The sequence below is a fragment of the Streptosporangium sandarakinum genome, assembly GCF_050942225.1.
In the GTDB taxonomy this organism is placed as follows: Bacteria; Actinomycetota; Actinomycetes; order Streptosporangiales; family Streptosporangiaceae; genus Streptosporangium; species Streptosporangium nondiastaticum.
Genome location: NZ_CP192034.1, coordinates 7,917,276 through 7,940,789, shown reverse-complemented (window position 1 = coordinate 7,940,789; position 23,514 = coordinate 7,917,276). Strand labels below are relative to the sequence as shown.

At 74.0% G+C, this 23,514-nt stretch carries 23 protein-coding genes; 17 read left to right on the top strand and 6 right to left on the bottom strand.

What is annotated here, in order from left to right:
* Nucleotides 1-53 precede the first annotated feature (53 nt).
* The 5 genes from ACQP10_RS36455 (at nt 54) to ACQP10_RS36435 (ending at nt 5,710) form a co-directional block, all read left to right on the top strand.
* Nucleotides 54-581, top strand: a complete 528-nt coding sequence (locus ACQP10_RS36455) for a hypothetical protein (RefSeq protein WP_433540550.1) — start codon at nt 54-56, stop codon at nt 579-581.
* Nucleotides 582-644: 63 nt separating this feature from the next.
* Complete coding sequence (fdh, locus tag ACQP10_RS36450; RefSeq protein ID WP_246424020.1) at nt 645-3,833, top strand: formate dehydrogenase; 3,189 nt, start codon at nt 645-647, stop codon at nt 3,831-3,833.
* A complete protein-coding gene (locus ACQP10_RS36445) occupies nt 3,826-4,707 on the top strand; it encodes a 4Fe-4S dicluster domain-containing protein (protein ID WP_179822116.1) in 882 nt (293 codons plus the stop codon). Before fdh ends, ACQP10_RS36445 begins: the two co-directional genes overlap by 8 nt.
* A 4-nt stretch (nt 4,708-4,711) precedes the next feature.
* Entirely contained in the window at nt 4,712-5,407 is a 696-nt protein-coding gene (gene nrfD, locus ACQP10_RS36440) for an NrfD/PsrC family molybdoenzyme membrane anchor subunit (RefSeq protein ID WP_433540549.1), read from the top strand.
* A gap of 57 nt (nt 5,408-5,464) precedes the next feature.
* On the top strand, nt 5,465-5,710 hold the full coding sequence (locus tag ACQP10_RS36435; protein ID WP_433540548.1) for a hypothetical protein: 246 nt from the start codon (nt 5,465-5,467) through the stop codon (nt 5,708-5,710).
* Between the two features lie 16 nt (nt 5,711-5,726).
* Here the strand turns inward: ACQP10_RS36435 and ACQP10_RS36430 are convergent, their stop codons facing one another.
* Both ACQP10_RS36430 and ACQP10_RS36425 read right to left on the bottom strand, forming a co-directional pair.
* Nucleotides 5,727-6,392, bottom strand: a complete 666-nt coding sequence (locus ACQP10_RS36430; RefSeq protein ID WP_433540547.1) for a response regulator transcription factor — start codon at nt 6,390-6,392, stop codon at nt 5,727-5,729.
* Nucleotides 6,389-7,585: a sensor histidine kinase gene (locus ACQP10_RS36425; RefSeq protein WP_390003772.1), complete on the bottom strand. Its 1,197-nt coding sequence runs from the start codon at nt 7,583-7,585 to the stop codon at nt 6,389-6,391. Before ACQP10_RS36425 ends, ACQP10_RS36430 begins: the two co-directional genes overlap by 4 nt.
* A 159-nt stretch (nt 7,586-7,744) precedes the next feature.
* Between ACQP10_RS36425 and ACQP10_RS36420 the strand changes: the two genes are divergently transcribed.
* Nucleotides 7,745-8,437: a hypothetical protein gene (locus ACQP10_RS36420; RefSeq protein WP_433540546.1), complete on the top strand. Its 693-nt coding sequence runs from the start codon at nt 7,745-7,747 to the stop codon at nt 8,435-8,437.
* 131 nt (nt 8,438-8,568) lie between these two features.
* Here the strand turns inward: ACQP10_RS36420 and selD are convergent, their stop codons facing one another.
* On the bottom strand, nt 8,569-9,642 hold the full coding sequence (selD, locus tag ACQP10_RS36415; RefSeq protein WP_433540545.1) for a selenide, water dikinase SelD: 1,074 nt from the start codon (nt 9,640-9,642) through the stop codon (nt 8,569-8,571).
* Between the two features lie 151 nt (nt 9,643-9,793).
* Between selD and selA the strand changes: the two genes are divergently transcribed.
* The 6 genes from selA to ACQP10_RS36385 all read left to right on the top strand — a co-directional run bounded on the left by selA (nt 9,794) and on the right by ACQP10_RS36385 (nt 16,100).
* Nucleotides 9,794-10,909: an L-seryl-tRNA(Sec) selenium transferase gene (selA, locus tag ACQP10_RS36410; RefSeq protein WP_433540544.1), complete on the top strand. Its 1,116-nt coding sequence runs from the start codon at nt 9,794-9,796 to the stop codon at nt 10,907-10,909.
* Complete coding sequence (locus ACQP10_RS36405; RefSeq protein ID WP_433540543.1) at nt 10,906-11,172, top strand: hypothetical protein; 267 nt, start codon at nt 10,906-10,908, stop codon at nt 11,170-11,172. Before selA ends, ACQP10_RS36405 begins: the two co-directional genes overlap by 4 nt.
* Entirely contained in the window at nt 11,172-13,085 is a 1,914-nt protein-coding gene (gene selB / locus ACQP10_RS36400; protein WP_390003762.1) for a selenocysteine-specific translation elongation factor, read from the top strand. Before ACQP10_RS36405 ends, selB begins: the two co-directional genes overlap by 1 nt.
* 49 nt (nt 13,086-13,134) lie before the next feature.
* Nucleotides 13,135-14,355, top strand: coding sequence for a formaldehyde dehydrogenase, glutathione-independent (gene fdhA, locus ACQP10_RS36395; protein WP_390003760.1), 1,221 nt, complete (start codon nt 13,135-13,137; stop codon nt 14,353-14,355).
* A 329-nt stretch (nt 14,356-14,684) separates the two neighbouring features.
* Nucleotides 14,685-14,855, top strand: coding sequence for a DUF3073 domain-containing protein (locus tag ACQP10_RS36390; protein ID WP_179822136.1), 171 nt, complete (start codon nt 14,685-14,687; stop codon nt 14,853-14,855).
* A 402-nt stretch (nt 14,856-15,257) separates the two neighbouring features.
* Nucleotides 15,258-16,100, top strand: coding sequence for an SDR family oxidoreductase (locus ACQP10_RS36385; protein WP_433540542.1), 843 nt, complete (start codon nt 15,258-15,260; stop codon nt 16,098-16,100).
* A gap of 81 nt (nt 16,101-16,181) precedes the next feature.
* Here the strand turns inward: ACQP10_RS36385 and ACQP10_RS36380 are convergent, their stop codons facing one another.
* Nucleotides 16,182-17,471: an endonuclease Q family protein gene (locus ACQP10_RS36380; RefSeq protein ID WP_390003754.1), complete on the bottom strand. Its 1,290-nt coding sequence runs from the start codon at nt 17,469-17,471 to the stop codon at nt 16,182-16,184.
* A gap of 282 nt (nt 17,472-17,753) precedes the next feature.
* Between ACQP10_RS36380 and ACQP10_RS36375 the strand changes: the two genes are divergently transcribed.
* Nucleotides 17,754-18,125, top strand: a complete 372-nt coding sequence (locus ACQP10_RS36375) for a sensory rhodopsin transducer (RefSeq protein ID WP_179822143.1) — start codon at nt 17,754-17,756, stop codon at nt 18,123-18,125.
* 71 nt (nt 18,126-18,196) lie between these two features.
* On the opposite strand, the gene ACQP10_RS36370 is transcribed toward ACQP10_RS36375, so the two are convergent.
* Nucleotides 18,197-19,108, bottom strand: a complete 912-nt coding sequence (locus ACQP10_RS36370; RefSeq protein ID WP_433540541.1) for an alpha/beta fold hydrolase — start codon at nt 19,106-19,108, stop codon at nt 18,197-18,199.
* Between the two features lie 301 nt (nt 19,109-19,409).
* Here ACQP10_RS36370 and ACQP10_RS36365 point away from each other — a divergent pair, with 301 nt between their 5' ends.
* The 3 genes from ACQP10_RS36365 to ACQP10_RS36355 are packed head-to-tail and all read left to right on the top strand — an operon-like array spanning nt 19,410 to nt 21,221.
* On the top strand, nt 19,410-20,132 hold the full coding sequence (locus tag ACQP10_RS36365; RefSeq protein WP_433540540.1) for a CPBP family intramembrane glutamic endopeptidase: 723 nt from the start codon (nt 19,410-19,412) through the stop codon (nt 20,130-20,132).
* 4 nt (nt 20,133-20,136) lie between these two features.
* Nucleotides 20,137-20,475, top strand: a complete 339-nt coding sequence (locus ACQP10_RS36360; protein ID WP_189247123.1) for a PadR family transcriptional regulator — start codon at nt 20,137-20,139, stop codon at nt 20,473-20,475.
* On the top strand, nt 20,472-21,221 hold the full coding sequence (locus ACQP10_RS36355) for a hypothetical protein (RefSeq protein WP_390003748.1): 750 nt from the start codon (nt 20,472-20,474) through the stop codon (nt 21,219-21,221). Before ACQP10_RS36360 ends, ACQP10_RS36355 begins: the two co-directional genes overlap by 4 nt.
* A gap of 141 nt (nt 21,222-21,362) precedes the next feature.
* Here ACQP10_RS36355 and ACQP10_RS36350 read toward each other — a convergent pair whose 3' ends face one another.
* Entirely contained in the window at nt 21,363-22,136 is a 774-nt protein-coding gene (locus ACQP10_RS36350) for a class I SAM-dependent methyltransferase (protein ID WP_433540539.1), read from the bottom strand.
* A gap of 156 nt (nt 22,137-22,292) precedes the next feature.
* Between ACQP10_RS36350 and ACQP10_RS36345 the strand changes: the two genes are divergently transcribed.
* Nucleotides 22,293-23,507, top strand: a complete 1,215-nt coding sequence (locus ACQP10_RS36345) for an amidohydrolase family protein (protein ID WP_433540538.1) — start codon at nt 22,293-22,295, stop codon at nt 23,505-23,507.
* The last annotated feature ends 7 nt before the right edge of the window (nt 23,508-23,514 follow it).

The following is a 23,514-nucleotide window of genomic DNA, read 5'->3' as shown; positions in this document are numbered from 1 at the left end:
CAGAGGAGGAGGACGACTCGCGGGCCGGAGAGGACCGGGGAAGGGAGGATGCGATGCCGTTTCCGGTGGCGCGGAGCAGGGACGAGGCGTTCCTGTACCTCGACCTGAGCCCGTGCGCCTGCGGGTCGGCCGACACCGCCTGGGAGAGCGGGCTGGTGACCGTGGTGGGCGAGCCGGTCTCCCGTTACACCGGGACCTGCTCCGGCTGCGGCGCCGCACGGGAGTTCCTGTTCGGGCTGCCCGAGCGGGAGGTGGCGCCCACGCGGTTCCCGGCGTTCGGCGGACCGGAGCCGTCGCGGCTGCTGGACGCCGGGGAGTGGCTCTGGGTGGCGGACACCGTCGCCGGGAACGCCCCGGCGGGCGGCCCGGACGAGGCCGCGCCCGTGCTGGCGGTCGCCGTGGCGGCGATGGAGGAGGTCGTCAAGTTCGTCCCGCCCGGTCAGGACGAGGTGCCCGGGGAGGCGTTCTGGACCGAGCGCGGCAGGCGGGTGCGGGACGCCGGTCCGGGACGGTTCCGCCTGGACCGGCTGCTGGTCGTCCGCGACGCCTACCGGTCCTTGGCCACCCAGAAGACGACATGACAGCAGATATGAAGAAAACCTAAAAGCCGGTTAGGTCGCTGAGGCATGGGTAACAAGAGGCGCATGACACGGGAGAGGGGAATCCTCCGCTGGCCGGTCCTCCGGCAGCTCAGAGGAGAGGATCCCCGGAGCGACGCGGCGCGGTCGGCGCGGACCGACGCGCTCCGTCCCCGTGTCGAGCAGGCGGACAAGGTCGCGCGGTCGGTGTGCCCGTACTGCGCGGTCGGCTGCGGCCAGCTGGTCTACGCCAAGGAAGGCCGGGTCACCCAGATCGAGGGCGACCCCGACTCCCCCATCTCCCGGGGGCGCCTGTGCCCCAAGGGCTCGGCCAGCAAGCAGCTCGTCAACCACCCCGACCGGCAGACGACGGTGCTCTACCGGCGCCCGCACGGCACGGAGTGGGAGCGCCTCGACCTCGACACCGCGATGGACATGATCGCCGACCGGGTGGTCCGCACCCGGCGGGAGACCTGGCAGCAGGAGGAGGACGGCAAGGTCGTCCGGCGCACCCTGGGCATCGCCAGCCTGGGCGGAGCGACGCTGGACAACGAAGAGAACTACCTGATGAAGAAGCTCTACACCGCCCTCGGCGCCATACAGGTGGAGAACCAGGCCCGTATTTGACACTCCTCCACCATCCCCGGTCTGGGGATCAGCTTCGGGCGTGGCGGCGCCACGGACTTCCAGCAGGATCTGGCCGAGTCCGACTGCATCGTCATCCAGGGCTCCAACATGGCCGAGTGCCACCCGGTGGGCTTCCAGTGGGTGATGGAGGCCAAGGCCCGGGGGGCGAAGGTCTTCCACATCGACCCGCGCTTCACGCGGACCAGCGCGCTCGCCGACCGGTACCTGCCGATCCGCGCGGGCACCGACATCGTGCTGCTCGGCGCGCTGATCAACCACGTGCTGACGAACGGGCTCGACTTCCGCGAGTACGTCCTGGCCTACACCAACGCCTCGACGATCATCTCGGAGGACTTCCGCGACACCGAGGACCTCGACGGGCTGTTCTCCGGCTACGACGCCGAGGGCCGCAAGTACGACCCGTCGAGCTGGGCCTACGAGGGCGCGGAGGAGGAGGCCGCGGCCGGGCAGCGCCGGGAGCAGCTTGAGGGCGGGGCCCAGCACGCCGAGGCGGCCGGCCCGCACGAGTACGGCTCGGGCGGTCCCGCCATGCTGGCCACGCCGTCCACCGACCCGACGCTGAACCACCCGCGCTGCGTCTACCAGATCCTCAAGCGGCACTTCGCCCGCTACACCCCGGAGATGGTGGCCGAGGCGTGCGGCATCGAGCCGGAGGCGTTCGCCGAGCTGGCCGAGGCGATCACCGCCAACTCCGGCCGGGAGCGCACCACCGCCTGGGTGTACTCGGTCGGCTGGACCCAGCACTCGGTGGGCGCGCAGTACATCCGCGCGGGGGCCATCCTGCAGCTGCTGCTCGGCAACATAGGGCGGCCCGGCGGCGGCATCCTGGCGCTGCGCGGCCACGCCAGCATCCAGGGCTCCTCCGACATCCCGACGCTGTTCAACATCCTGCCCGGCTACCTGCCGATGCCGCACGCCCACCGGCACGAGGACCTCGACGGCTACCTCGCCGCCGCCGGTGCCGACACCGGCTTCTGGGGCAGGAAGCGCTCCTACATGGTGAGCCTGCTCAAATCGTGGTGGGGTGACGCGGCCACCGCCGACAACGACTTCCGCTTCGACCACCTGCCGCGCCTCACCGGCGACCACGGCCACTACACGACCGTGCTGGGGCAGATCGACGGCACCGTGAAGGGCTACTTCGTGGTGGGCGAGAACCCCGCGGTCGGCTCCTCCTCCGGCAGGCTCCAGCGTCTCGGGCTCGCCAACCTGGACTGGCTGGTGGTGCGCGACCTGCGGCTGGTGGAGACCGCCACCTTCTGGAAGGACGGCCCGGAGCTGGAGACCGGGGAGATGCGCACCGAGGACATCGGCACCGAGGTGTTCTTCATGCCCGCCGCCAGCCACGTCGAGAAGGAAGGCACCTTCACCAACACCCAGCGGCTGCTGCAGTGGCGCGAGAAGGCGGTCGACCCGCCGGGCGAGGCCCGCAGCGACCTGTGGTTCTACTACCACCTCGGCAAGCGGATCAGGCGGCGGCTGACCGACGACGACATCGACCTGCCGCTGCGCGAGCTGACCTGGGACTACCCCGAGCACGGCGAGCACGCCGAGCCGTCGGCCGAGGCGGTGCTGCGCGAGATCAACGGCACCGGCCCCGACGGGCGGGCGCTGTCGGCCTACACCGAGCTGGAGCCGGACGGCTCCACCCGGTGCGGCTGCTGGATCTACTGCGGCGTCTACGCCGACGAGGTCAACCAGGCCGCCCGCCGCAAGTCCCGCCACGAGCAGGGCAGGATCGCCCCGGAGTGGGGCTGGGCCTGGCCGGCCAACCGGCGCGTCCTGTACAACCGCGCCTCCGCCGACCCCGAGGGCCGCCCGTGGAGCGAGCGCAAGAAGCTCGTCTGGTGGGACGAGGAGAAGGGCGAGTGGACCGGCCACGACGTGCCGGACTTCGAGAAGGACAAGCCGCCGCACTACCTGCCCCCGGACGAGGCCAGGGCCGAGGACGCGATCTCCGGCAGCACGCCGTTCATCATGCAGGCGGACGGCAAGGGCTGGCTGTACGCCCCGGCGGGCATGGCCGACGGACCGCTGCCCACGCACTACGAGCCGCACGAGTCGCCGGTGCCCAACCCGCTGTACGGCCGGCGGGCCAACCCCTGCCGGAAGGTCTACGACCGTCCGGAGGTGCCCTACAACCCCGCGGGGTCGTCGCGCTTCCCGTACGTGCTGACGACCTACCGGCTGACCGAGCACCACACGGCGGGCGGCATGAGCCGGTCGCTGCCGTACCTCGCAGAGCTCCAGCCGGAGCTGTTCTGCGAGGTGTCGCCCCGGCTGGCCGAGGAGCTGGGCCTGGTCAACGGGGGCTGGGCGACGATCGTGACGACGCGCGCCGCGATCGAGGCCCGCGTCCTGGTGACCGGCCGGATCCGCCCGCTGCGGCTCGACGGCCGCCGGATCGAGCAGGTCGGCCTGCCGTACCACTGGGGCTGGAGCGGCGGCGTGGCGACCGGCGACGTGACCAACGACCTGATGCCCATGGTGCTCGACCCGAACGTCTACATCCAGGAGGGCAAGGCCGCGACCTGCGACGTACGGCCCGGCCGGCGTCCCAGGGGGCAGGCGCTGCTCGAACTGATGGAGGAGTACCGCCGTGGCTGAGCGGGTGGGGTTCTTCACCGACACGAGCATCTGCATCGGATGCAAGGCGTGCGAGGTGGCCTGCAAGGAGTGGAACGACGTCCCCGACGACGGGTTCGTCTTCCGGGCGACCTCCTACGACAACACGGGCGGCCTCGGCGCGAGCACCTGGCGGCACGTGGCGTTCATCGAGCAGCGCGTCCCCGCCCCGGGGAACGGCGGGCCCGGCGGCCCGTCCGGCGCCGGCGAGCTGCCCGCCGACTCCGTGGGCCCCGGCGTCGAGACCGGCGCGGACGGCGAGCGGCCCGGCGCCGTGGTGGGCGAGCCGGTGGACCGCTGGCTGATGGCGTCCGACGTGTGCAAGCACTGCACGCACGCCGCCTGCCTGGACGTCTGCCCCACCGGAGCGCTGTTCCGCACCGAGTTCCACACGGTGGTGGTGCAGGCCGACGTGTGCAACGGCTGCGGGTACTGCGTGCCGGCCTGTCCCTACGGCGTGATCGGCCGCCGGGAGGACGACGGCCGGGCCTTCAAGTGCACGATGTGCTACGACCGGCTGCGCGGCGGGCTGGAACCGGCCTGCGCCAAGGCGTGCCCGACCGACTCCATCCAGTTCGGCCCGCTGGACGAACTCCTGGAACGCGCCGAGCGGCGGGTCACGGACCTGCACGGGCAGGGCAGGACCGAGGCCCGGCTGTACGGCGCCGACCCAAACGACGGCGTGGGCGGCGACGGCGCGTTCTTCCTGCTGATGGACGACCCCGAGGTGTACGGCCTGCCGCCCGACCCGGTGGTCACCACCCGCGACCTGCCCGCGATGTGGGGCTGGGCCGCGGGCGCGGCACTGTCCATGGCCGGGGTCATGGCCGCGGCGTTCCTGCGGAGAAGGCGGTAAAGCAGTGGCAAGGCGTGAGGACGCGATGGTGCCGGAGGCCGAGTTCCGGTCCTACTACGGGCAGCCGGTGATCAAGGCCCCGGTCTGGCACGTGCCCCACATGCCGCTCTACCTCTACCTGGGCGGGCTGTCCGGCGGGGCGTCGCTGATGTCGGCCGCGGCCCGGCTCGCCGGGCACGACCGGCTCGGGCTCACCGCCCGGGTCACCGCCGCCGCCGGGGCCACCCTCGGCGCGGGCTTCCTGGTCGCCGAGCTCGGCCGGCCCGAGCGGTTCCTCAACATGCTGCGGATCTTCAAGCCCACCTCGCCGATGAGCGTGGGCTCCTGGATCCTGGCCGCGCACAGCGGGCTGAGCGCGCTCGCCACGGCCTCGGCGGTGACGTCCGCCGCGCCCGCCTCGGCCGTCGCCGCCCGGCTGCCCCGGAGGGTCGCCGCCGCGCTGCCCGCCGCGGGCGACGCCGCGGCCGTGGCCACCGCCCTGACCGGCCCGCTGATGGCGACCTACACGGCCGTGCTCGTCGCCGACACCGCCGTGCCGGCCTGGCACGAGGCGCACCGGGAACTGCCGTTCCTGTTCGCCGGGAGCGCGCTGGCCAGCGCGGGCGCCATGGGCATGCTGGCCACCCCCGCGCCCAGGCGGGTCCGGCCCGCGTCGCCGCCGCGGCGGGGGCGGCCGTCGAACTGGCCGCGGGCGCGGTGATCGAACGCCGGCTCGGCCTGGTCGGCGAGCCGTACCGGGAGGAGGTCGGGCCGCCTGATGCGGGCCGCCCGCGCCCTCACCGCCGGCGGCGGCCTGCTCGCCACGGTCGCCGGCCGCAGTCGCGCGCTGACCGCGCTGTCCGGCCTCGCGCTGACCGCCGGCGCCCTGTGCACCCGGTTCGGAGTCCTGGAGGCCGGCCGGGCCTCCGCCGCCGACCCCAAGTACACCGTGGTGCCCCAGCGGCAACGCCTGGAATCAGGCGACCGCGCCTCCACCGCGGCCCCCGCCCGCTCCTGGCCGTAGGCCGGCGGACGTCCCTTCACCGGTCGCGCGTCTCGCGCCGGGGCCGCACCACGCCGGCCTCGTACGCGAGCACCACCGCCTGCACGCGGTCCCGCACACCGAGCTTGGCGAAGATGCGGTTGATGTGCGTCTTCACGGTCGCCTCGCCGAGATGCAGTTCCCCGGAGATCTCGCGGTTGGACAGCCCCCGAGCCAGCAACCGCAGCACCTCGGTCTCCCGGGCGGTCAGGTCGGCCAGACCGGGAGCGGTGACCGGCGGCGCCTGGGAGGTGTAGTGGTCGATCAGACGGCGGGTGATCTCCGGTGAGAGCAGCGCGTCTCCACGGGCGACGGCGTGCAGCGCACCCGCCAGTTCCTTCGGCGGGGTGGTCTTGAGCAGGAATCCACAGGCACCCGCGCGCAACGACCGGTAGACGTACTCGTCGAGGCCGAACGTGGTGAGCATGACGACGCGACGGTCGGGGCGGTCCGCGAGGATCCGCTCCGTCGCGGCCACGCCGTCAAGCCTCGGCATGTGGATGTCCATCAGCACGACGTCCGGCTCTTCCCGGATGGTCAGCCTCAGCGCCTCCTCGCCGTCCGTGGCCTCCGCGATCACCTCGATGCCGGGCTGAGCGCCGAGGATCATCCGCAGGCCGGTGCGTACGAGCGCCTCGTCGTCCGCGATGAGGACGCGCGTCACGCCGACGCTCCCGTATGCGACGGCACGGGGGCCGCGGAATTTCCGCTCAGGGGCAGTTCCACCCGCACCTCGAACCCACCGCCTTCCCGCGGGCCGGCGGCGGCCGTGCCCCCGAAGAGTTCCACGCGCTCGCTGATCCCCATCAATCCGAGGCCGCTGCCGTCGCCGTGGCGAACGATCCGCGGGCCGTCGTTGACGGCGTGAATCCTCAGATCGGTGCGCCCGACATCGATCGCGACCGAGACCGTGGCCCCCGGCGCGTGTTTGACCGCGTTGGTCAGGGCCTCCTGCAGCACCCGGTAGCCACTGACGTCGACGGCCGCGGGCACCCTGCCGAGGTCGCCGTTGACGGCGACGTCGACCCGTCCACCGGCGGTCCGGACTCCGGCCAGGAGCGGCTCGATGTGCCGTAGCGAGGGCAGCCGCTCCAGACTCCCCTCACCGCGGAGGATGACGAGCAGGCGACGCAACTCGGTGACGACGTCACGACCGACCTCCTGCACCGCGTCCAGCGACTCATGGGCCTGCCGGACGTCGGAGTCGAGCATGACCTGGGCGGCTCCGGCCTGCAGCACCATCACGGCGACGCCGTGCGAGACGATGTCGTGCAGCTCCCGGGCCATCCGGAGCCGCTCGTCGGTGCGGGCGGCGGCCTCCCGCTCGGCGGCCAGCGCGACCAGACGTTCCGCCTGGGCACGCCGCATGCGTACGGCGTAGGCCGGTCCCATGACCGCGAGCGCGACGAAGACGATGAAGGCCCAGTCCGGGTCGTCCGCGACCGTGGTCTCGATCCCGAGCGAAACGAAGTAGGAGACACCGGCGATCACCGGGCCGTGGCGGCCGGCCACGGCGACGCACGCGAAGCAGACGACGACCAGTGCCAGGAGCGGCACGACCGGCCATTCGGGGAGGACCGGCGTGAAACTCTGCGCGACGAAACAGACGCCGACCAGGACCACCGCGGCCCGTGGGTACGACCCGCAGGCCGCGACCGCGAGGCAGTGGCCGGCGAGCAGTACGGTCAGCACGGCCAGCCAGCCGGCGGGCAGCGCGGCGAGATCGAGGCTCTCGCCCTCGACGTACGGGGCGAGTGGCACGTAGATCTCAAGCGAGCCGAACCCGAACAGCGCGAGGCCCGCTGCGACAGGCCCGAGGTCACGCCGACGCCGTCCAACGCCCCGGAGCCATCCCATGGCGGGGAGCATATTCGAGCCGCCCGCCGCCTGACATCCACCCACGGGTGGAGCGGCGTCCTGCGGCGTCAACCCGTCGATCAACGTCTCGGCCGACGACCTGAGCGGTACGGCGCTCCTAGCCTCTGCATCGTCAACGGATCACGACGGGAGATGTCGATGGATGACCAGGCCGCCAGGCCGTACGGCCGGCGTTTCGCAGCGATCGCGATGGCGGGTGGCGGCGTTCTCTACGCCGTCGCCAACGCCTTCTACTGGGTGATGTTCCCCGACGAGGTGTCCGAGACCGCGGCGAACGTGGACGTGGCCGCGTCCGACCTCGGCGCCTGGCGGATCGAGACGATCCTCTTCGCGCTGGCGCACCTGCTGCTCCTGCCGGCGGTGGCGGGCCTGATCGTGGCGGTCGGCCGCCGCAGGCGCCTGGTCGCCACCATCGGTGGAGCCTTCGCCGTTCCCGCTCTCTACTTCTCGGCGATCCACCTGTGGCACTACAACGCCTTCTTCGGGGCCCTCGCCGGAGGGGGCGTGAAGGTGGGGGCGGTCCGGCCGGTCGTCGACGCCCTCGACAAGGACCCGCTGGTGATGGCGTCGTTCGCGGTCTGGATCCTGGGCTGGATGATCGGGCTCCTGGTCCTGGCCTTCGGTGCGTGGCGAGCCGGCCTGGTGTCCCTGTGGGTGCCACTCGTGCTCACCGGCGGCCAGGTGCTCGACTTCGTCTCCAACGGTGTGGCGCCCAAGCTCGTGGTGAGCGTACTGATGGCCGCCGGACTGATCGGGCTGGCGCGGGGCGTCCGCCCGGGACGCGTGGAGAGCGTGGCCACGGCCGTGCACGGTACCGAGATCGCCCGATGACGGATGATCACCACTCGTGATCCCGGCCCACCGCCGGCGCGAGCAGTCCCACACGACGCCGCACCAGGCCATTGACCTGCGACCTCAGGATGAGACGAACTCGCCGGAAGCGTTCACCCGCATCCTCACGGTCAGCGCAGCCGCAGGGCCGCGCCGTCGAAGGGGACGAGTTCGCCGACGACCGGTGCGCCGGGCACCTCGCCCGCCACCAGCAGGCCGCCGGAGGTCTGGGCGTCGGCCAGCAGCAGCACGTCCTCCTCGGCCAGGCTCCCGGCGTCCAGGTGCGGCTCCACCCAGGCGAGGTTGCGCCGGGTGCCGCCGCTGACGTGGCCGTCGCGCACGGCCTCGCGGGCGCCCTCCAGGTACGGCACGGCCGCCGCGTCCACCACGGCCGTGACGCCGCTCGCCCTGGCCAGCTTGTACAGGTGGCCGAGCAGGCCGAAGCCGGTCACGTCGGTGGCGCACCGGGCGCCCGCGGCGAGCGCCGCCCGGGAGGCGTCTCGGTTGAGGGTGGTCATCGCGGCGACCGCCTGCGGGAAGACCTCGCCGGTCGCCTTGTGCCGGGTGTTGAGCACCCCGACGCCGAGCGGCTTGGTCAGCGACAGCGGCAGCCCGGCCCGGCCGGCGTCGATGCGCAGCAGCCGCTCCGGGTCGGCCAGGCCGGTGACGGCCATGCCGTACTTCGGCTCGGGGTCGTCCACGCTGTGGCCGCCCGCGACGTGGCAGCCCGCGGCGCGGGCCACGTCCAGGCCGCCGCGCAGCACCTCCTTCGCCAGGTCCATCGGCAGCCGCTCGCGGGGCCAGCCGAGGAGGTTGACCGCGACGAGGGGCTCGCCGCCCACCGCGTAGACGTCGGACAGGGCGTTGGTCGCGGCGATCCGCCCCCAGTCGTAGGGGTCGTCCACCACGGGCGTGAAGAAGTCGGCGGTGGCGACCACGGCCCGGCCGCCCTCGATGCGGACGACGGCGGCGTCGTCGCCGTCGTCCAGGCCCACGACCAGCTCGCCCAGCGGCGCGGGCGAGCCTTCCGCGGACCCGTCCGCCGCGGGCCGCCGCACGAGGCCCGCCACGACGGCCTCCAGCTCCCCGGGCGGGATCTTGCAGGCGCATCCGCCGCCGTGCGCGTACTGGGTCAGCCGGATCCTCCCCGGCGCCGGGGTGCCAGGGTCCGCCCCGAGGCCGGGCTCCGCCGTCGTTCCCGTCATGCCGTGTCCTTCCCGGTGCCCGTGGCGCGCCGGTCGGCGCACCGCCCTTCCCTACCCGGCTCACCGTACGCTCACCCGCCTGCGGCCACGCGGCGGGCCGTGACGGCAGGGCGGGTGGGGTTCCCTTCCGGTTCGGCTCTATTTTCGTTACGTGGACCCACGAAGGCACGTGCCGCGCACCGACACCGTCCTCGCCGACCCGCGGCTCGCCGCGGCGGAGCGCAGACTCGGGCGGACGGTGGTCAAGGAGGCCGTCGCCGAGGCCCAGCGGCGGGTACGGCAGGGCGGCCTCGCCCCCGCCGAGGTGGCCGACGCCGCCGTGGCGGCGCTGCCCCGGTACGCCGCCGGCCTCCGGCCGGTGCTCAACCTGACCGGTGTGCTGGTCCACACCAACCTGGGCCGGGCGCCCCTGTCGCCGGCCGCGGTGGAGGCGGTCACCGCGGCGGCGGGCTGCACCGACGTGGAGTTCGACCTGGTCGCCGGGGGTCGTGCCCGCCGTGGACGGGGCGCGCTGGAGGCGCTCGCGCGGGCGGTGCCCGCCGCCGAGGGCGTCCACGTGGTCAACAACAACGCCGCCGCGCTGGTGCTGGCGGCCACCGCGCTCGCCGCCGGGCGGGAGATCGTGGTCAGCCGGGGCGAGCTGGTGGAGATCGGGGACGGCTTCCGCATCCCGGACCTGCTGGTGTCCACCGGGGCGAGGCTGCGGGAGGTGGGCACCACCAACCGGACCTCCTACGCCGACTACCGGGACGCCGTGGGGCCGGAGACGGGGTTCGTCCTCAAGATCCACACGTCGAACTACCGGATCGAGGGGTTCACCGGGTCGGTGGAGGTGTCCGCGCTCACCGGGCTGGGCGTGCCCGTCGTGGCCGACATCGGCTCGGGCCTGCTGTCCCGGGAACCGCTGCTGCCCGACGAGCCCGACGCGGCGGGCGCGCTGCGGGACGGGGCCGACCTGGTCACCGCCAGCGGCGACAAGCTGCTCGGCGGACCGCAGGCGGGCCTGCTGCTCGGCCGCCGTGACCTGGTCGAGCGGTGCCGGCGGCACCCGCTGGCCCGTGCGCTGCGGGTGGACAAGCTGACCCTGGCCGCGCTGGAGGCCACGCTGCGCGGTCCCGAGACCCCCGTACACCGGGCGCTGCACGCCGACCCGGCGGTCCTGCGGGAGCGGGCCGAGGCGCTCGCCGTACGGCTGGCCGCGGCCGGGACGGACGCGCGGGCGGTGCCGAGCGAGGCCACCGTGGGGGCGGCGGGGCGCCCGGCGTGACGCTGCCCAGCGCCGCGGTGAGCCTGCCGGCGCGGCTCGCCGTACCGCTGCGGACCGGCGAGTCGCCGGTCGTCGGGCGGATCGAGGGCGGCAGGCTCCTGCTCGACCTGCGGGCCGCCCCGCCGGAGGCGGACGACGAGGTGGCGCGGGCGGTGCTCCGGGCCGCCTCCGCGGGGGAGAACGGCTCCGCGGACGGCGGGATGGCCGGTTCCGGGGGCGGCGGGGCGAACGGTTCCGGGGCCGGGCGCGGGGGGAGGCGCTGATGCACGTCGTCGCCACGGCCGGGCACGTCGACCACGGCAAGTCCACGCTGGTACGGGCCCTCACCGGGATGGAGCCCGACCGGCTGGAGGAGGAGCGGCGGCGGGGCCTGACGATCGAGCTGGGCTACGCCTGGACCGCCCTGCCCTCGGGGGAACGGCTGGCCTTCGTCGACGTGCCCGGCCATGAGCGCTTCCTCGCCACGATGCTGGCCGGGGTCGGCTCCGCGCCCGCCGTCATGTTCGTGGTCGCCGCCGACGAGGGCTGGATGCCGCAGTCGGAGGAACACCTGACCGCGGTCGAGGCCCTCGGCGTACGGCACGGCCTGCTCGTGGTGACCCGCGCCGATCTCGCCGACCCCGCCCCGGCCATGGAGACGGCCAGGGCGCGTCTGGCGGCCGGCGGGCTCGCCGGGGTCGAGGCGCTGGCGGTGAGCGGGCGCACCGGGCAGGGCCTCGACGAGCTGCGCGGGGCGCTGGACCGGCTGGTGGCCGGCCTGCCCGCGCCCGACCCCGAGGCGCCGGTGCGGCTGTGGATCGACCGGGCGTTCAGCGTCCACGGCAGCGGCACGGTCGTGACGGGCACGCTGCCCGAGGGCCGGATCGCCGCGGGCGACGAGCTGGAGCTGCCCGGCGGGCCGGTGCGGGTCCGGGCGCTGGAGTCCCTGAAGGAGCCGCTGCCCGCGGTGACCGGCGTGGCGCGGGTGGCGCTCAACCTGCGCGGCCGGGCCGTCCCCGAGCGGGGGCAGGCCCTGGTCACGCCGGGCGCGTGGACCGTCACCGACCTCGTCGACGTACGGCTCTCCCCGGTCGGGGCGGACGGCCGGGGCGCGGGGCCGGGCGGTCCGGGAAGGGGCCTGGACGTGCCGGGTGGCCGGGGAGCGGCGGAGGGGCGGGAGGGGCCGGGTGCGCCGGTGGACCGCCTGCCGGCCCGGCTGACCGCCCACATCGGCTCGGCGGCCGTGGTGTGCTCGGTGCGTCCGCTCGGCGGCCGCGTCGTGCGGCTGCGCCTGGCCCGGCCGCTGCCGCTGCACGTGGGCGACGTGCTGTTGCTGCGCGACCCGGGCCGTGAGCGCGGTGAGGTGCGGGTGCTGGCGGGGGCGAGCGTGCTCGACGTGCGGCCGCCGTCGGTGAGCCGCCGGGGCGCGGCCCGCGAGCGCGCGGCCGAGCTGGCCGGGGCCGTGCCCGGCGCGGCGGCCCTGCTGCGCACCCACCGGCTGCTGCGCGCCGGCGAGCTGCGGGCGATGGGCTGCCCGCCCGCGGACGAGCCGGTGTGCGGCGACTGGCACGCCGACCCGGAGCACTGGTCGCGGCTGGTGGCGCGGCTGCCCGAGGCGGTGCGGCGGTACGCGGCCGGGCATCCGCTGGAGCCCGGCATGCCGGTCGAGGCCGCCCGGCACGCGCTGGGGCTGCCCGACCGGCGGCTGGTGGCGGCGCTCGTCCGGCCGCCGCTCTCCGTCGCCGACGGGCGGATCTCCGGCGGCCGGCCCGCGCTGCCCGCCCCGGTGGCCCGCGCGGTCGCCCGGCTGGGTACGGAGCTGTCCGCGCGCCCGTTCCTGGCGCCGGAGGCCGGACGGCTGGCCGAGCTGGGGCTGGGGCCCCGGGAGCTGGCGGCGGCGGTGGCGGCGGGGGCGCTGCTGCGGGTGGCCGACGGGATCGTGCTGCTGCCCGGCGCGGACGTCCGGGCGGCGCGGGTGCTGGCCCGGCTGCCGCAGCCGTTCACGGTCAGCCAGGCCCGGCAGGCCCTGGGGACCAGCCGCCGGGTCGCGGTGCCGCTGCTGGAGCACCTCGACCGCCGGGGGCTGACCGAGCGGGACGGCGACCACCGCCGGTGCCGCCTCCCGGCGCCCGGCACCGCACCCCCAAACCATCGGAAATCTGGTCAAACTTCGCATAGCCGTACATCTCCATATTGAGCCGCGGGTATGCCCCGGAAGAGAAGCGGGAACCGCCTGGGGGTGCGCCATGGCCGGAAACAGGGGCGTCGTCTACGAGGGGCCGGGCAGGGTCGTGGTCGAGGACTTCGACTACCCGGTGTTCGAGCTGAAGGAGGGGCCGGGGGTCAACCCGGCGAACGTCGGCCGGAAGGTCCCGCACGGCTCGATCGTCAAGACCGTCGCGACGAACATCTGCGGCAGTGACCAGCACATGGTCCGCGGCCGCACCACCGCCCCCCACGGCCTCGTCCTCGGCCACGAGATCACCGGTGAGGTCGTCGAGAACGGCCCCGACGTGGAGTTCATCAAGGTCGGCGACCTGGTCTCGGTGCCGTTCAACATCTCCTGCGGGCGCTGCCGCAACTGCAAGGAGCGCAAGACCGGCATCTGCGAGAACGTCAACCCCGACCAGCCGGGATCGGCGTACGGCTACGTCGACATGGGCGGCTGGGTCGGCGGGCAGGCCAGGTACGTCCTCGTGCCCTACGCCGACTGGAACCTGCTGAAGTTCCCCGACCGGGACCGGGCGATGGAGAAGATCCTCGACCTGGCCATGCTGTCGGACATCTTCCCCACCGGCTACCACGGGTGCGTGACCGCCGGGGTGACCACGGGCTCCACCGTCTACATCGCGGGCGCCGGCCCGGTGGGCCTGGCCGCCGCCGCCTCGGCGCTCCTCCTCGGGGCCGCCGCGGTGATCGTCGGTGACCTGAACGCCGACCGCCTGGCGCAGGCCCGCAGTTTCGGCTGCGAGACCGTCGACGTCTCCCAGGGGGATCCCCGCGACCAGATCGAGCGGATCCTCGGCGTCTCCGAGGTGGACTGCGGCGTGGACGCGGTGGGCTTCGAGGCCCGCGGCCACGGGGCCGAGGCCGCCACCGAACACCCGGCCACCGTGCTCAACACGCTCATGGGCGTCACCCGGGCCGGCGGCGCGCTCGGCATCCCCGGCCTGTACGTGACCGGGGACCCCGGGGCCGCCGACGAGGCCGCCAGGGAGGGGACGCTGTCGATCCGGCTGGGCCTCGGATGGGCCAAGTCGCTCGCCTTCTTCACCGGCCAGTGCCCGGTCATGCGGTACAACCGGCAGTTGATGATGGCGATCCTGCACGACCGGGTGCAGATCGCCAAGGCGGTCAACGCCACGCCGATCCCGCTGGAGGAGGCGCCGCGCGGCTACCGGGAGTTCGACCGGGGAGCCGCCCGCAAGTACGTCCTGGACCCGAACGGGATGCTCGGCACGTCCTGACGCTCGCGAGAGTTCGCCGTGTCGATGTGTTTTCTCCGCCCGGAAGTGATTTACATGGTGCAGGAGAAGATCATCGATTGCCATTCCCGGGAATGGCGGAGTTTTTCACATTGAAACGATCTTGGGTAGGATAATGGTAATGGCCTGTTCTCCCGTACCGCCCGGCCAGCTCCGAGCCCGTTCCGGTCGGGGACGAGGCGGGGCGCCGCCGAGGACGGCCATGGCGAGCGCGCCCTGCCGACCGCGCCAGGCCGTGCCGGGCCGTGTTCGCCGCTGAACGCAACCGGTGACAAGAGGTCGAGCAGGACCTGCGTGAGGGAGTACAGCCAATGGGCCGGGGTCGAGCCAAGGCGAAGCAGGCGAAGGTGGCGCGCGAGCTCAAGTACGGCAGCCACGGGATGGATCTCGATCGGCTGCGCGAGGAACTCGTCGCGGCGGGCGGCTCCCGGACGGAGTCCCAGGCCGAGGACACCGCCGACGACTACTTCGCCGACCGTTAGAGGGCGCCGGTCGGAAACCGGAACCGTTCCGCGGACCGCCGGCTTTCGGGTTCGTCCCGCGGCACCGTGCCGCGGGACGGCGAGCCGGGTCCGCCGGGTCCGCTCCGCGGGCCCCCGTCGTCACGACGAGGGCCCGCGAAGCGGGCCTGGCGGCCATTCGGGTGCAGCCCCGTGACCACCCGGCCGGCGGATGCGCGGGCGTGACTTCGTGACCCGCGGCCGGCGGTCGCGGGCGTGACCCGCGGCCGGCGGGTGCGACCCGCGGTCACTCGCCCGAGCCCGGATCCGACAGCCGACGGCTCCCGTACGGCCGGCCGGACCCGGGGCGAGTAGGGATCCCACCCCGGGGGTACGCGCGCTTCGGGAGGGGCGCCGGGGGCGCGCCCGGGAAAGGAAGCGGCGATGGCCGGAACGTCACGGGCGGGCTCCCCGCCCGGCCGCGCGGGAGGCGGCGACTACGACCGGGTGGCGATCGTCACCGGAGCCGACTCCGGCATAGGCCGGGCGACGGCCGTGGCCCTTGCCGAGCAGGGCTTCGACGTGGGGATCACCTTCCACTCCGACGAGGAGGGCGCGAAGGGGACCGCCGGGGAGGTGCGCGGCCACGGCCGGAACGCGGCCGTGCGCCGGCACGACCTGACCGACCCGGAGACGGCCGCCGCGGTCGTGGACGAACTGGCCGACGAACTGGGGGGCCTCGGCGTCCTGATCAACAACGCCGGGACCGGCAGCAGCGAGCCGCTGCTGGAGATGGACTTCCGGCGGTGGCGGTCGGTGATCGCGGTCGATCTCGACGGCGCCTTCCTGTGCTCCCAGCGGGCGGCCCGGCGCATGGTCGCCGCCGGCCGGGGAGGCCGCATCGTCAACGTCACCAGCGTCCACGAGGAGTACCCGCGCGTCGGCTCGGGCCCGTACTGCGCGGCCAAGGGCGGCCTGCGGATGCTGAGCCGGGTGCTCGCGCTGGAGCTGTCGCCGTACGGGATCACGGTGAACACCGTCGCCCCGGGGGAGATCGCCACCCCGATGACCGGCCAGGACGACCAGCCGCCGCAGCCGGGCAGCCGCCCCGGCTATCCGATCGACCGGCCCGGTGACGCCCGGGAGGTCGCCGCCGTCATCGCCTTCCTGGCGAGCCCCGGAGCGTCCTACGTCACGGGCTCGTCGGTCTTCGTGGACGGCGGGCTGGGGCTCATGGGCCCGCAGGCGGCCGGAGCCCTGGAGTCCGGGGACTGGCGTCAGGGCTGACCCGCCCGGACACGCATCCGGCCCCGGACACCCATCCCGCCCCCGGCTCCCGGAAGTCGGGGGCCGGGGAAGCCGGAGAGGCTAGAAAAGCGTCGGGGTGGCGGCCTCCGCGGCCACCCGGTCCAGCTCACCGGGCCGGAAGAACCGGATCGAACCGAACACCCCGTCGTAGCCCGGGTCCCGGATCACCTCGCCGCGGCGCAGCCGCCCGACCGCCTCGGCCAGCGGCGGCGAGTGGGTCGCGATGTCGTCCACCGGCACGTCCTGGAGGATCGCCAGCTCCGGGCCCAGGGCGGCGGTGAGGTCGTCGATCTCCCGGGCGACCTTCTTGGTCTTGGGCCCCACGCCCAGGACCTCGCCCACGATCTCCGGCAGCGGGACGAGACTGCGGAAGCCGGGCACGCCGGCCGGGCGGGCGCCCTCGGGCCGGTCGGCCAGGTCCTCGACCCGGCTCAGCACGCCCACCGTGAGCGGCCTGCCGCACACCGGGCACCGTCCACCGCGCTCGCGGGTCTCCCGCGGGGTCATCCGGACGCCGCACCCGCGGTGCCCGTCGACGTGGTACTTCCCCTCCTCGGGGAAGAACTCGACGGTCCCGGCGTACCCGTCGCCGGTCCGCAGCGCGTCGAGGACGGCGAAGTAGTCGAGCTCCGTCTCGAACACCGTGGTCTCGCGGGCCACCATGGGCGGCGAGTGGGCGTCGGAGTGGCTGACCAGCCGGTAGCGGTCGAGGGCGGAGACCCGCCAGTTCATGGCCGGATCGCTGGACAGCCCGGTCTCCAGCGCGAAGATGTGGTCGGAGAGCTCGCCGTAACACTCCTCCACGGTGTCGAAGCCGGACTTCGAGCCGAACACGCCGAACCACGGTGTCCAGACGTGGGCGGGCACCAGATAGGCGCCCTCACCGCTGTCCAGGACGGTCTCCAGCAGGTCGCGGGAGTCCAGGCCGAGGATCGGCCGGCCGTCGGCCGCGAGGTTCCCGACCTTCGCGAGTTCGCGGTTGAACCTCTCGGCCGCCGCGAAGTCCGGCATGTACACCAGGTGGTGGATCTTCCTCGTACGGTCGCCGCGCCGGTAGATCGTGGAGACCTCGGTGGAGAGCATGAACCGCACCTCGGCGGAGGCCAGGCCGGGCGGCAGCGTGCGGGCGACGTCGCGGTCGATCTCCTCGCGCAGCCGGAACAGCCCCGGCTCGGCCGGGACGAGGCTCTCGCTCAGCCGCTCGAACCACACCGGGTGCGTGAGGTCGCCGGTGCCCATCAGCGTGACGCCCTTGCGCCGCGCCCACCACGTCAGGTGTTCGAGGTCGCTGTCCCTGCTGCAGGCCCTGGAGTACTTCGAGTGCATGTGCAGGTCGGAGTGGAACCGCATCGGCGGCCGTCCCGTCACCGGTCGCGCGGGTCCGGGCACGGCCCGGCGGACCCGGTCGGCTGGGGGGAACCGGGCCGGTGGCCGCGGCCGTACCGGGGGGAACCGGGCCGGTGGCCGCGGCCGTACGTCGTCAATGAAGTCATGCGGACTCGTTTCCCTGCGTGACGGGGGGTACACACGCCCGCGAACCGGGAATGGCGGGGGTGACGACGGACACACGGAGGTCCGGAGAGCGGCGAGGACGGCGACGGACGCGTGCCGGACGCGGGGGCAGGAGGCGCGATGACGGCGGTGGGCACCACCACATGGGCCATCCCGGAGGGCTACATCCCCTCGGGCGGCACCGGCCCCGAGCCGGAGATGCTCAGTCACGAGACCGCGTGCATCCTCAACGCGGCGGACGAGGACGCGCACGTCGAGATCACGCTGTACTTCGCCGACCGCGAGCCGGCCGGGCCGTACCGGGTGACGGTGCCCGCGCGGCGCACGGTGCACCAGCGGTTCAACGACCTGACCGACCCCGAGCCCGTGCCGCGTGACACGCCGTACGCCTCGGTCATCCGCAGCGACGTCCCCGTGGTGGTCCAGCACACCCGCCTGGACTCGCGCCAGGCCGAGAACGCGCTGCTGTCGACGATCGCCCACCCGACGTGACCGGCCACGGCGCGCGCCGTCCCACGCGATCGGGTACGGCGCGCGGTCCCGTGTGATCGGGCGCGACACGCTCACCCGGCGGTGGGCGGCGCCGCGTCCTCGGGGGTGAAGAACTCCAGCAGCAGGCGGTTCAGCGCCTCCGGTCGCTCGGTCGGGATGCCGTGGTGCGACACCTCCGGCAGCACGGCCGTTTCGGCGTGCGGCATCAGCCGCCGCACACCGGCGACGACCGCTTGGGCGTCGTGCGCCCGGCTGCGCTCCGCCGCCACGACGAGCGTCGGTACGGCCGAGGCCCGCAGCCGGGCGGCGTCCGGGCGGCGGATGGGGATGATCTTCGATCGCGGGAAGTCCGTCGAGCCCGAGACGTAGAGCTCCAGCCAGTCCTCGTCCACGGGCGTGCCGCCCGCCTCCCAGGCGGTGAAGGCCCGCACCCGCCCGGGGGTCGGGCGCAGCAGCATCGGCAGGGCGCGCAGCAGGTAGCGCGGGCTGAACCCGGTGAAGAACCGGGTGGGGTCGAGGAGCGCGAGACGGCGCACCCGGTGCGGCGCGCGCAGCGCGAACGCGAGGGCCAGCTCGGCCCCGTACGAATGTCCGCACAGGTCCGCCCGGTCGAGGCCGAGGCCCGTGAACGTCGCCTCCAGCCAGTCGAGCAGGTCGTCCTCGCCGCGGATCGGCCTGTCGCCCCGCGTGCCGCGCCCCGGTTCGCCGATCCGGTCGATCGCGTAGACGCGGTGCGTGGCGGCCAGGGCCGCGACGTTGGCGAACCAGACCGCCGAAGTGGCCCCGCCGCCGTGTGACAGCACCAGCGGGGGCGCGTCCCCGGGCCCGCAGGCCAGCACCCGTGCGGTGCCGAACTCCGAAGGGACGTCGATCTCCTCGGGGGCGACGGGCCACCGCGCGAGGACGCGCCCGTAGGCGGCGGAGAAGCGCCTCTCGGCCTCGGGCGTCCGAAAGGCGGGTGCGGGGGATGTGATCTCGGGCATGCGATGCCTTCCTGTTCGGCGCGGGGCCTCCGCGCGGCGTGGAGAACGCCTCCCGCACCGGCTCCCGGGAGATCTCCCGCGCCGGTTCCCGGGGGAGGGAGGGCCCTTCCTGCGTGGATCCCGTTCGACCCGGAGAGACCGTCCCGGCGGGGCGGCGGCCGGTCGACGGAGATCCACGACGAGTCTTCACCCTGGGGTCGGCGGGTCCTCATCCTCCCCATTGGTCGTCCACCTATATAGGTAGTAATTCTAACTAGGTTGCTCTATCGTTTAGGCGGCAGAACTAACGAAAGGAACCCCCATGCCCTCCCTGGTGCTCGCCGCCGCCCTCGTCATCCATCTCGCCCTCGTGAGCCCCTGGTTCGGCAAGCGCTCCTACGAGCGCCTGGAGCGCGAGCGTGACCGGGACAGGGGGATCCTGACCCGGATGTTCACCGCGTGGACGGCCGAGCTGTGGGCGCTGGCGGCGACGGCCCTCCTGATCGTCGGCCTCTCCCCGGAGATCGACCTGGCCGGTGTGGGCCTCGTCCTCCAGGCCGACCCGGCGACCACCGCCGGGATGCTGGTCGGCGCCGCGATCGCGTCGGCGGTGGCCGTTCTGATGGCCGTCCGGATGAACAGGGCGGGCAGGCCGGTGCCCGGCCAGGCCGCCTTCCGGGCGATGCTGCCGCGCACCCCGGCCGAGCGGCGGGGCGCCCTGGCGCTCTCCGTCAGCGCCGGGATCTGCGAGGAGATCGTCTACCGGGGGCTGCTCATCGCGCTGGGCACGCGCGTGCTCGGCCTGCCCCTTCCCGTCGCCGCCGGTCTGGCCCTCGCGGTGTTCGTCGCCGGTCACCTCTACCAGGGGTGGCGGGGCATGGCCATGGTGACGCTGGTCGGGCTCGGCCTCACCGTGCTGTACCTCAGGACGGGCAACCTGCTGCTTCCGATCCTCCTGCACGCCGTCGCCGACATCCGCTCGCTGCTCCTCGTCCCGGCGGGTAAGCGGGACACGCTAGGTAGCGCCGCTACCGTGCGAGGATGAGGTCATGGCGACCGACCGACGCGCGAGCTGGCTCAAAGGCGTCCTCGACCTGCTGGTGCTGGCCAGCCTGACCGGGGGCGAGAGCTACGGCTACGAGATCTCCAAGACGCTCGCCGAGGCGGGTCTGGGCCAGATCAAGGGCGGCACCCTCTACCCGGTGCTCAACCGGCTGGAGGAGGCGGGTCTGCTCGCCGCCGAGTTCCGGGTCACCGAGCGCGGCCCCGGCCGCCGTTACTACCGGCTCACCGAGCGGGGCCGCGAGACGCTGACCGAGCAGAGCGGGCTGTGGCTCGCCTTCGACGAATCCGTACGGGCCATGCTGACCAAGGGGGCGGCCGGATGAGCGACTACTTCGACGAGCTGGCCGCGCTGTTGCGCGACAGGGGCGTCCCGGCGGAGCGGGTGGCCTCCACGATCGAGGAGCTGGCCGGGCACGTCGCGGAGAGCGGCGCCGACCCGGAGGAGGAGTTCGGCCCCGTCGCCGCCTTCGCCGACAGCCTCGGCGGGGACACCGGGGTCACCGGGGACGGCGGGACCGCCGGCGACGAGCGGACGGCCGCCGCCGGGGAGAACTGGTCGTGGACGGCCGACATCTTCGCCGACGAGCGGCGGCTCAACGAGTTCGGCGAGCAGGGCTGGGAGGTCGATCGGGTCGACCGGCGGGGAATGTTCGTCAGCCACCGGGACCCCGAGCGGCCGCAGCGCTGGGAGTACCGCCGGGAGACGGTGTGGCCCGAGGGCAGGCGCGCCGTGGCCGAGCGGCTCGCCCCGGACGGCTGGGAACCCTGCGGCACCTGGTTCCTCTACGAGTACTTCAAGCGTCCCGGGGCCGCCTCGGTGGGCCCGGCGGCCGAGATCGGCTCCCCGCCCCCGGCGCCCGGCGGGCGGCTGTTCTTCAGCGCGCGGTTCCTGCTGATCCTGGCCGCCTGCGTGCTCCTCGCGGTCGTGAGCATGTGGGCCGTGGCGGGCTTCGGCGGCTCCGGCGACGACGGCGCCGGGTTCGCCGCCGGCGTGGCGACGGGCGCCGGCGTCGGGGCGGTCGCGGGAGCCGCCGCCGCCCTGTGGAGGCTCACGCGCCGCGACCGCTGACCGGCCCGCCTTCCGGCGGTCCGCGCCTCCCGGCTCCTCCGGACGAAGACCCTTCTCGCGCCGTGGCCGGGGAGCCCCGGACCGCCGTGGCCGCGAGAGAACCGGCGAAGGCGGTCCACCGTACGGGGCCTCGGGAGCGCGTCAGAAGTCCAGCCGGTAGTAGACCGACATCCGCCGCATCACCGGCAGACGCCGGGCAACCGCCGCGAGCGTCCGGTATCCCCGGCTCAGCTCGGTGTAGCCGGGGTCGTCGAAGACGCTCTCGGACGCCGTGCACCGCAGCCCGGGGGCGATCGTCTCCAGCTCCGCGCAGCCGTCGATTCCCCAGTGGAGAGTGGCACCGGCCTTCCGGACGATCCGGTTGGCCCACTGCATCCGGACACCGAGCCCGCTGAAGCCGTCGAAGACGAACCGCCCGGAGGAGAAGCGGTCCACGACGCGCCGGAAGAGCGCCCGGCCCTCGTCCTCCTCCAGGTACATGGTCAGGCCCTCGGCGACGACGAGGACCGGCCGGTCGGCGGGCACCTCCTCCAGCCAGGCGGGGTCCGTCACGGATGCGGCCACCAGCTCGTAGCCGTCGCGCGCCGGGTAGAGCCCCCGCTTGAGATCGATCACGGCGGGCCGGTCCACGTCGTACCACCGCACGCCCGGACCCGGATCGACGCGGTGCACCCGGCTGTCCAGGCCGCAGCCGAGGTGCAGCACGGTCGCCTCGGGGTGGCCGGCGAGGAAGTCGCGGGTCCAGGAGTCGAGGAACCTTCCCCGGAGCGCGATGGTGACATGGTCGCCGCGGCGGACCCCCGTGTCGGCGGGATCGAACTCGATCTCCCGCAGGGCCGCCACGGCCAGCGTGTCGCCCAGGATCGGACGCGGCGACCGGGCGTCCAGGGCCCTGCAGTACAGCGTGGCCAGCATTGTGGCCTCCGCACCGGAAAGGCGCGCCTTCGGCATGGATCCACCGTAACTCCGCTCCCTTCGGGGCGCGTGGGTGCCCGGGATGATGTTTGACCCAAGATAGTTCGACGTCTTACTATCCGATCGCTAACCAAAAGTGCGAGGCTGAGAAGAGAGATGCCGATGCGAACCCTCATCCGCGATGTCCGCGTCTTCGACGGTGAGCGGACCGTCCCCCGCGCCGACGTCCTGATCGACGGCGCCCTGATCGCCGAGCCCGACGGCCGCCCGGCGGACGTCGAGATCGACGGCTCCGGCAGGACCGTCCTTCCGGGCCTGATCGACGCCCACACCCACGTCTTCGACGGCGACCTCGCGCAGGCGCTGACGTTCGGGGTGACCACGGAGCTCGACATGTTCTGCCTGCCGCAGAACCTCGCCCGGCAGCGGCGGATCGCCGCCGAACGCGACGACGTCGCCGACCTCCGCAGCGCGGGCGTCCTCGCCACCGCCCCCGGCGGGCATCCGAGCCAGCTCATGGCCGCGGAGGGGATGGCCGCCCTGGGCGACGCGGTCGGGCCGTTCGAGACGGTGGCGGACGCCGGCCAGGCCCGGGCGTTCGTGGCGGCGCGACTGGCCGAGGGCGCCGACTACCTGAAGATCGCAATCGACGGCGGGACGGTGTCCGGGACGCCGCTGCCGGTCCTCGGGCCCGACGTGGTGGCCGCCCTGGTCGAGGCCGCGCACGACGCCGGTCTCCAGGCGATCGCCCACGCGGTCACCACGAAGGACGCCCTCGTCGCCCTGGACGCGGGCGTCGACGGCCTGGCGCACGTCTGCTTCGACGCCGACCCGCTGGACTCCGCGGCCGATGATCTCGCGGCCCGGATCGCCGCCCAGGGGGTCTTCGTCGTCAGTACGCTGAGCTACTTCGAGGCGATCACCGGCAGCCCCGGTGGCGCGGAACTGATGCGGGACGAGCGCATCCGGTCGCGGCTGCCGGAACACGCCCGGGCCGCCGGCGACCGCGACACCGACGCCCTCCCGGTCTACTCCGAGGGCGTGGCAGGAGCCCTGCACGCCGCCCGGGCGCTGCACCGGGCCGGGGTGCCGTTGCTGGCCGGAACGGACGCGACCCCCTTCGCCCCGCTGCACGGCGCCGGCATGCACCGGGAAATGGTGCTCCTGACCGAGGCGGGGCTCACCCCGGAGGAGACCCTCGCCGCCGCCACCGCCGTACCGGCCCGCTGGTTCGGGCTGACCGACCGCGGGCGGATCGCTCCGGGGCTCCGCGCGGACCTGGTACTGGTGGAGGGCGACCCGACCGGCGACATCACCGCTACCCGGGCCGTCATCGACGTCTGGCGCCGCGGCGTCCGGCAGTCACGCTGACGGCCGG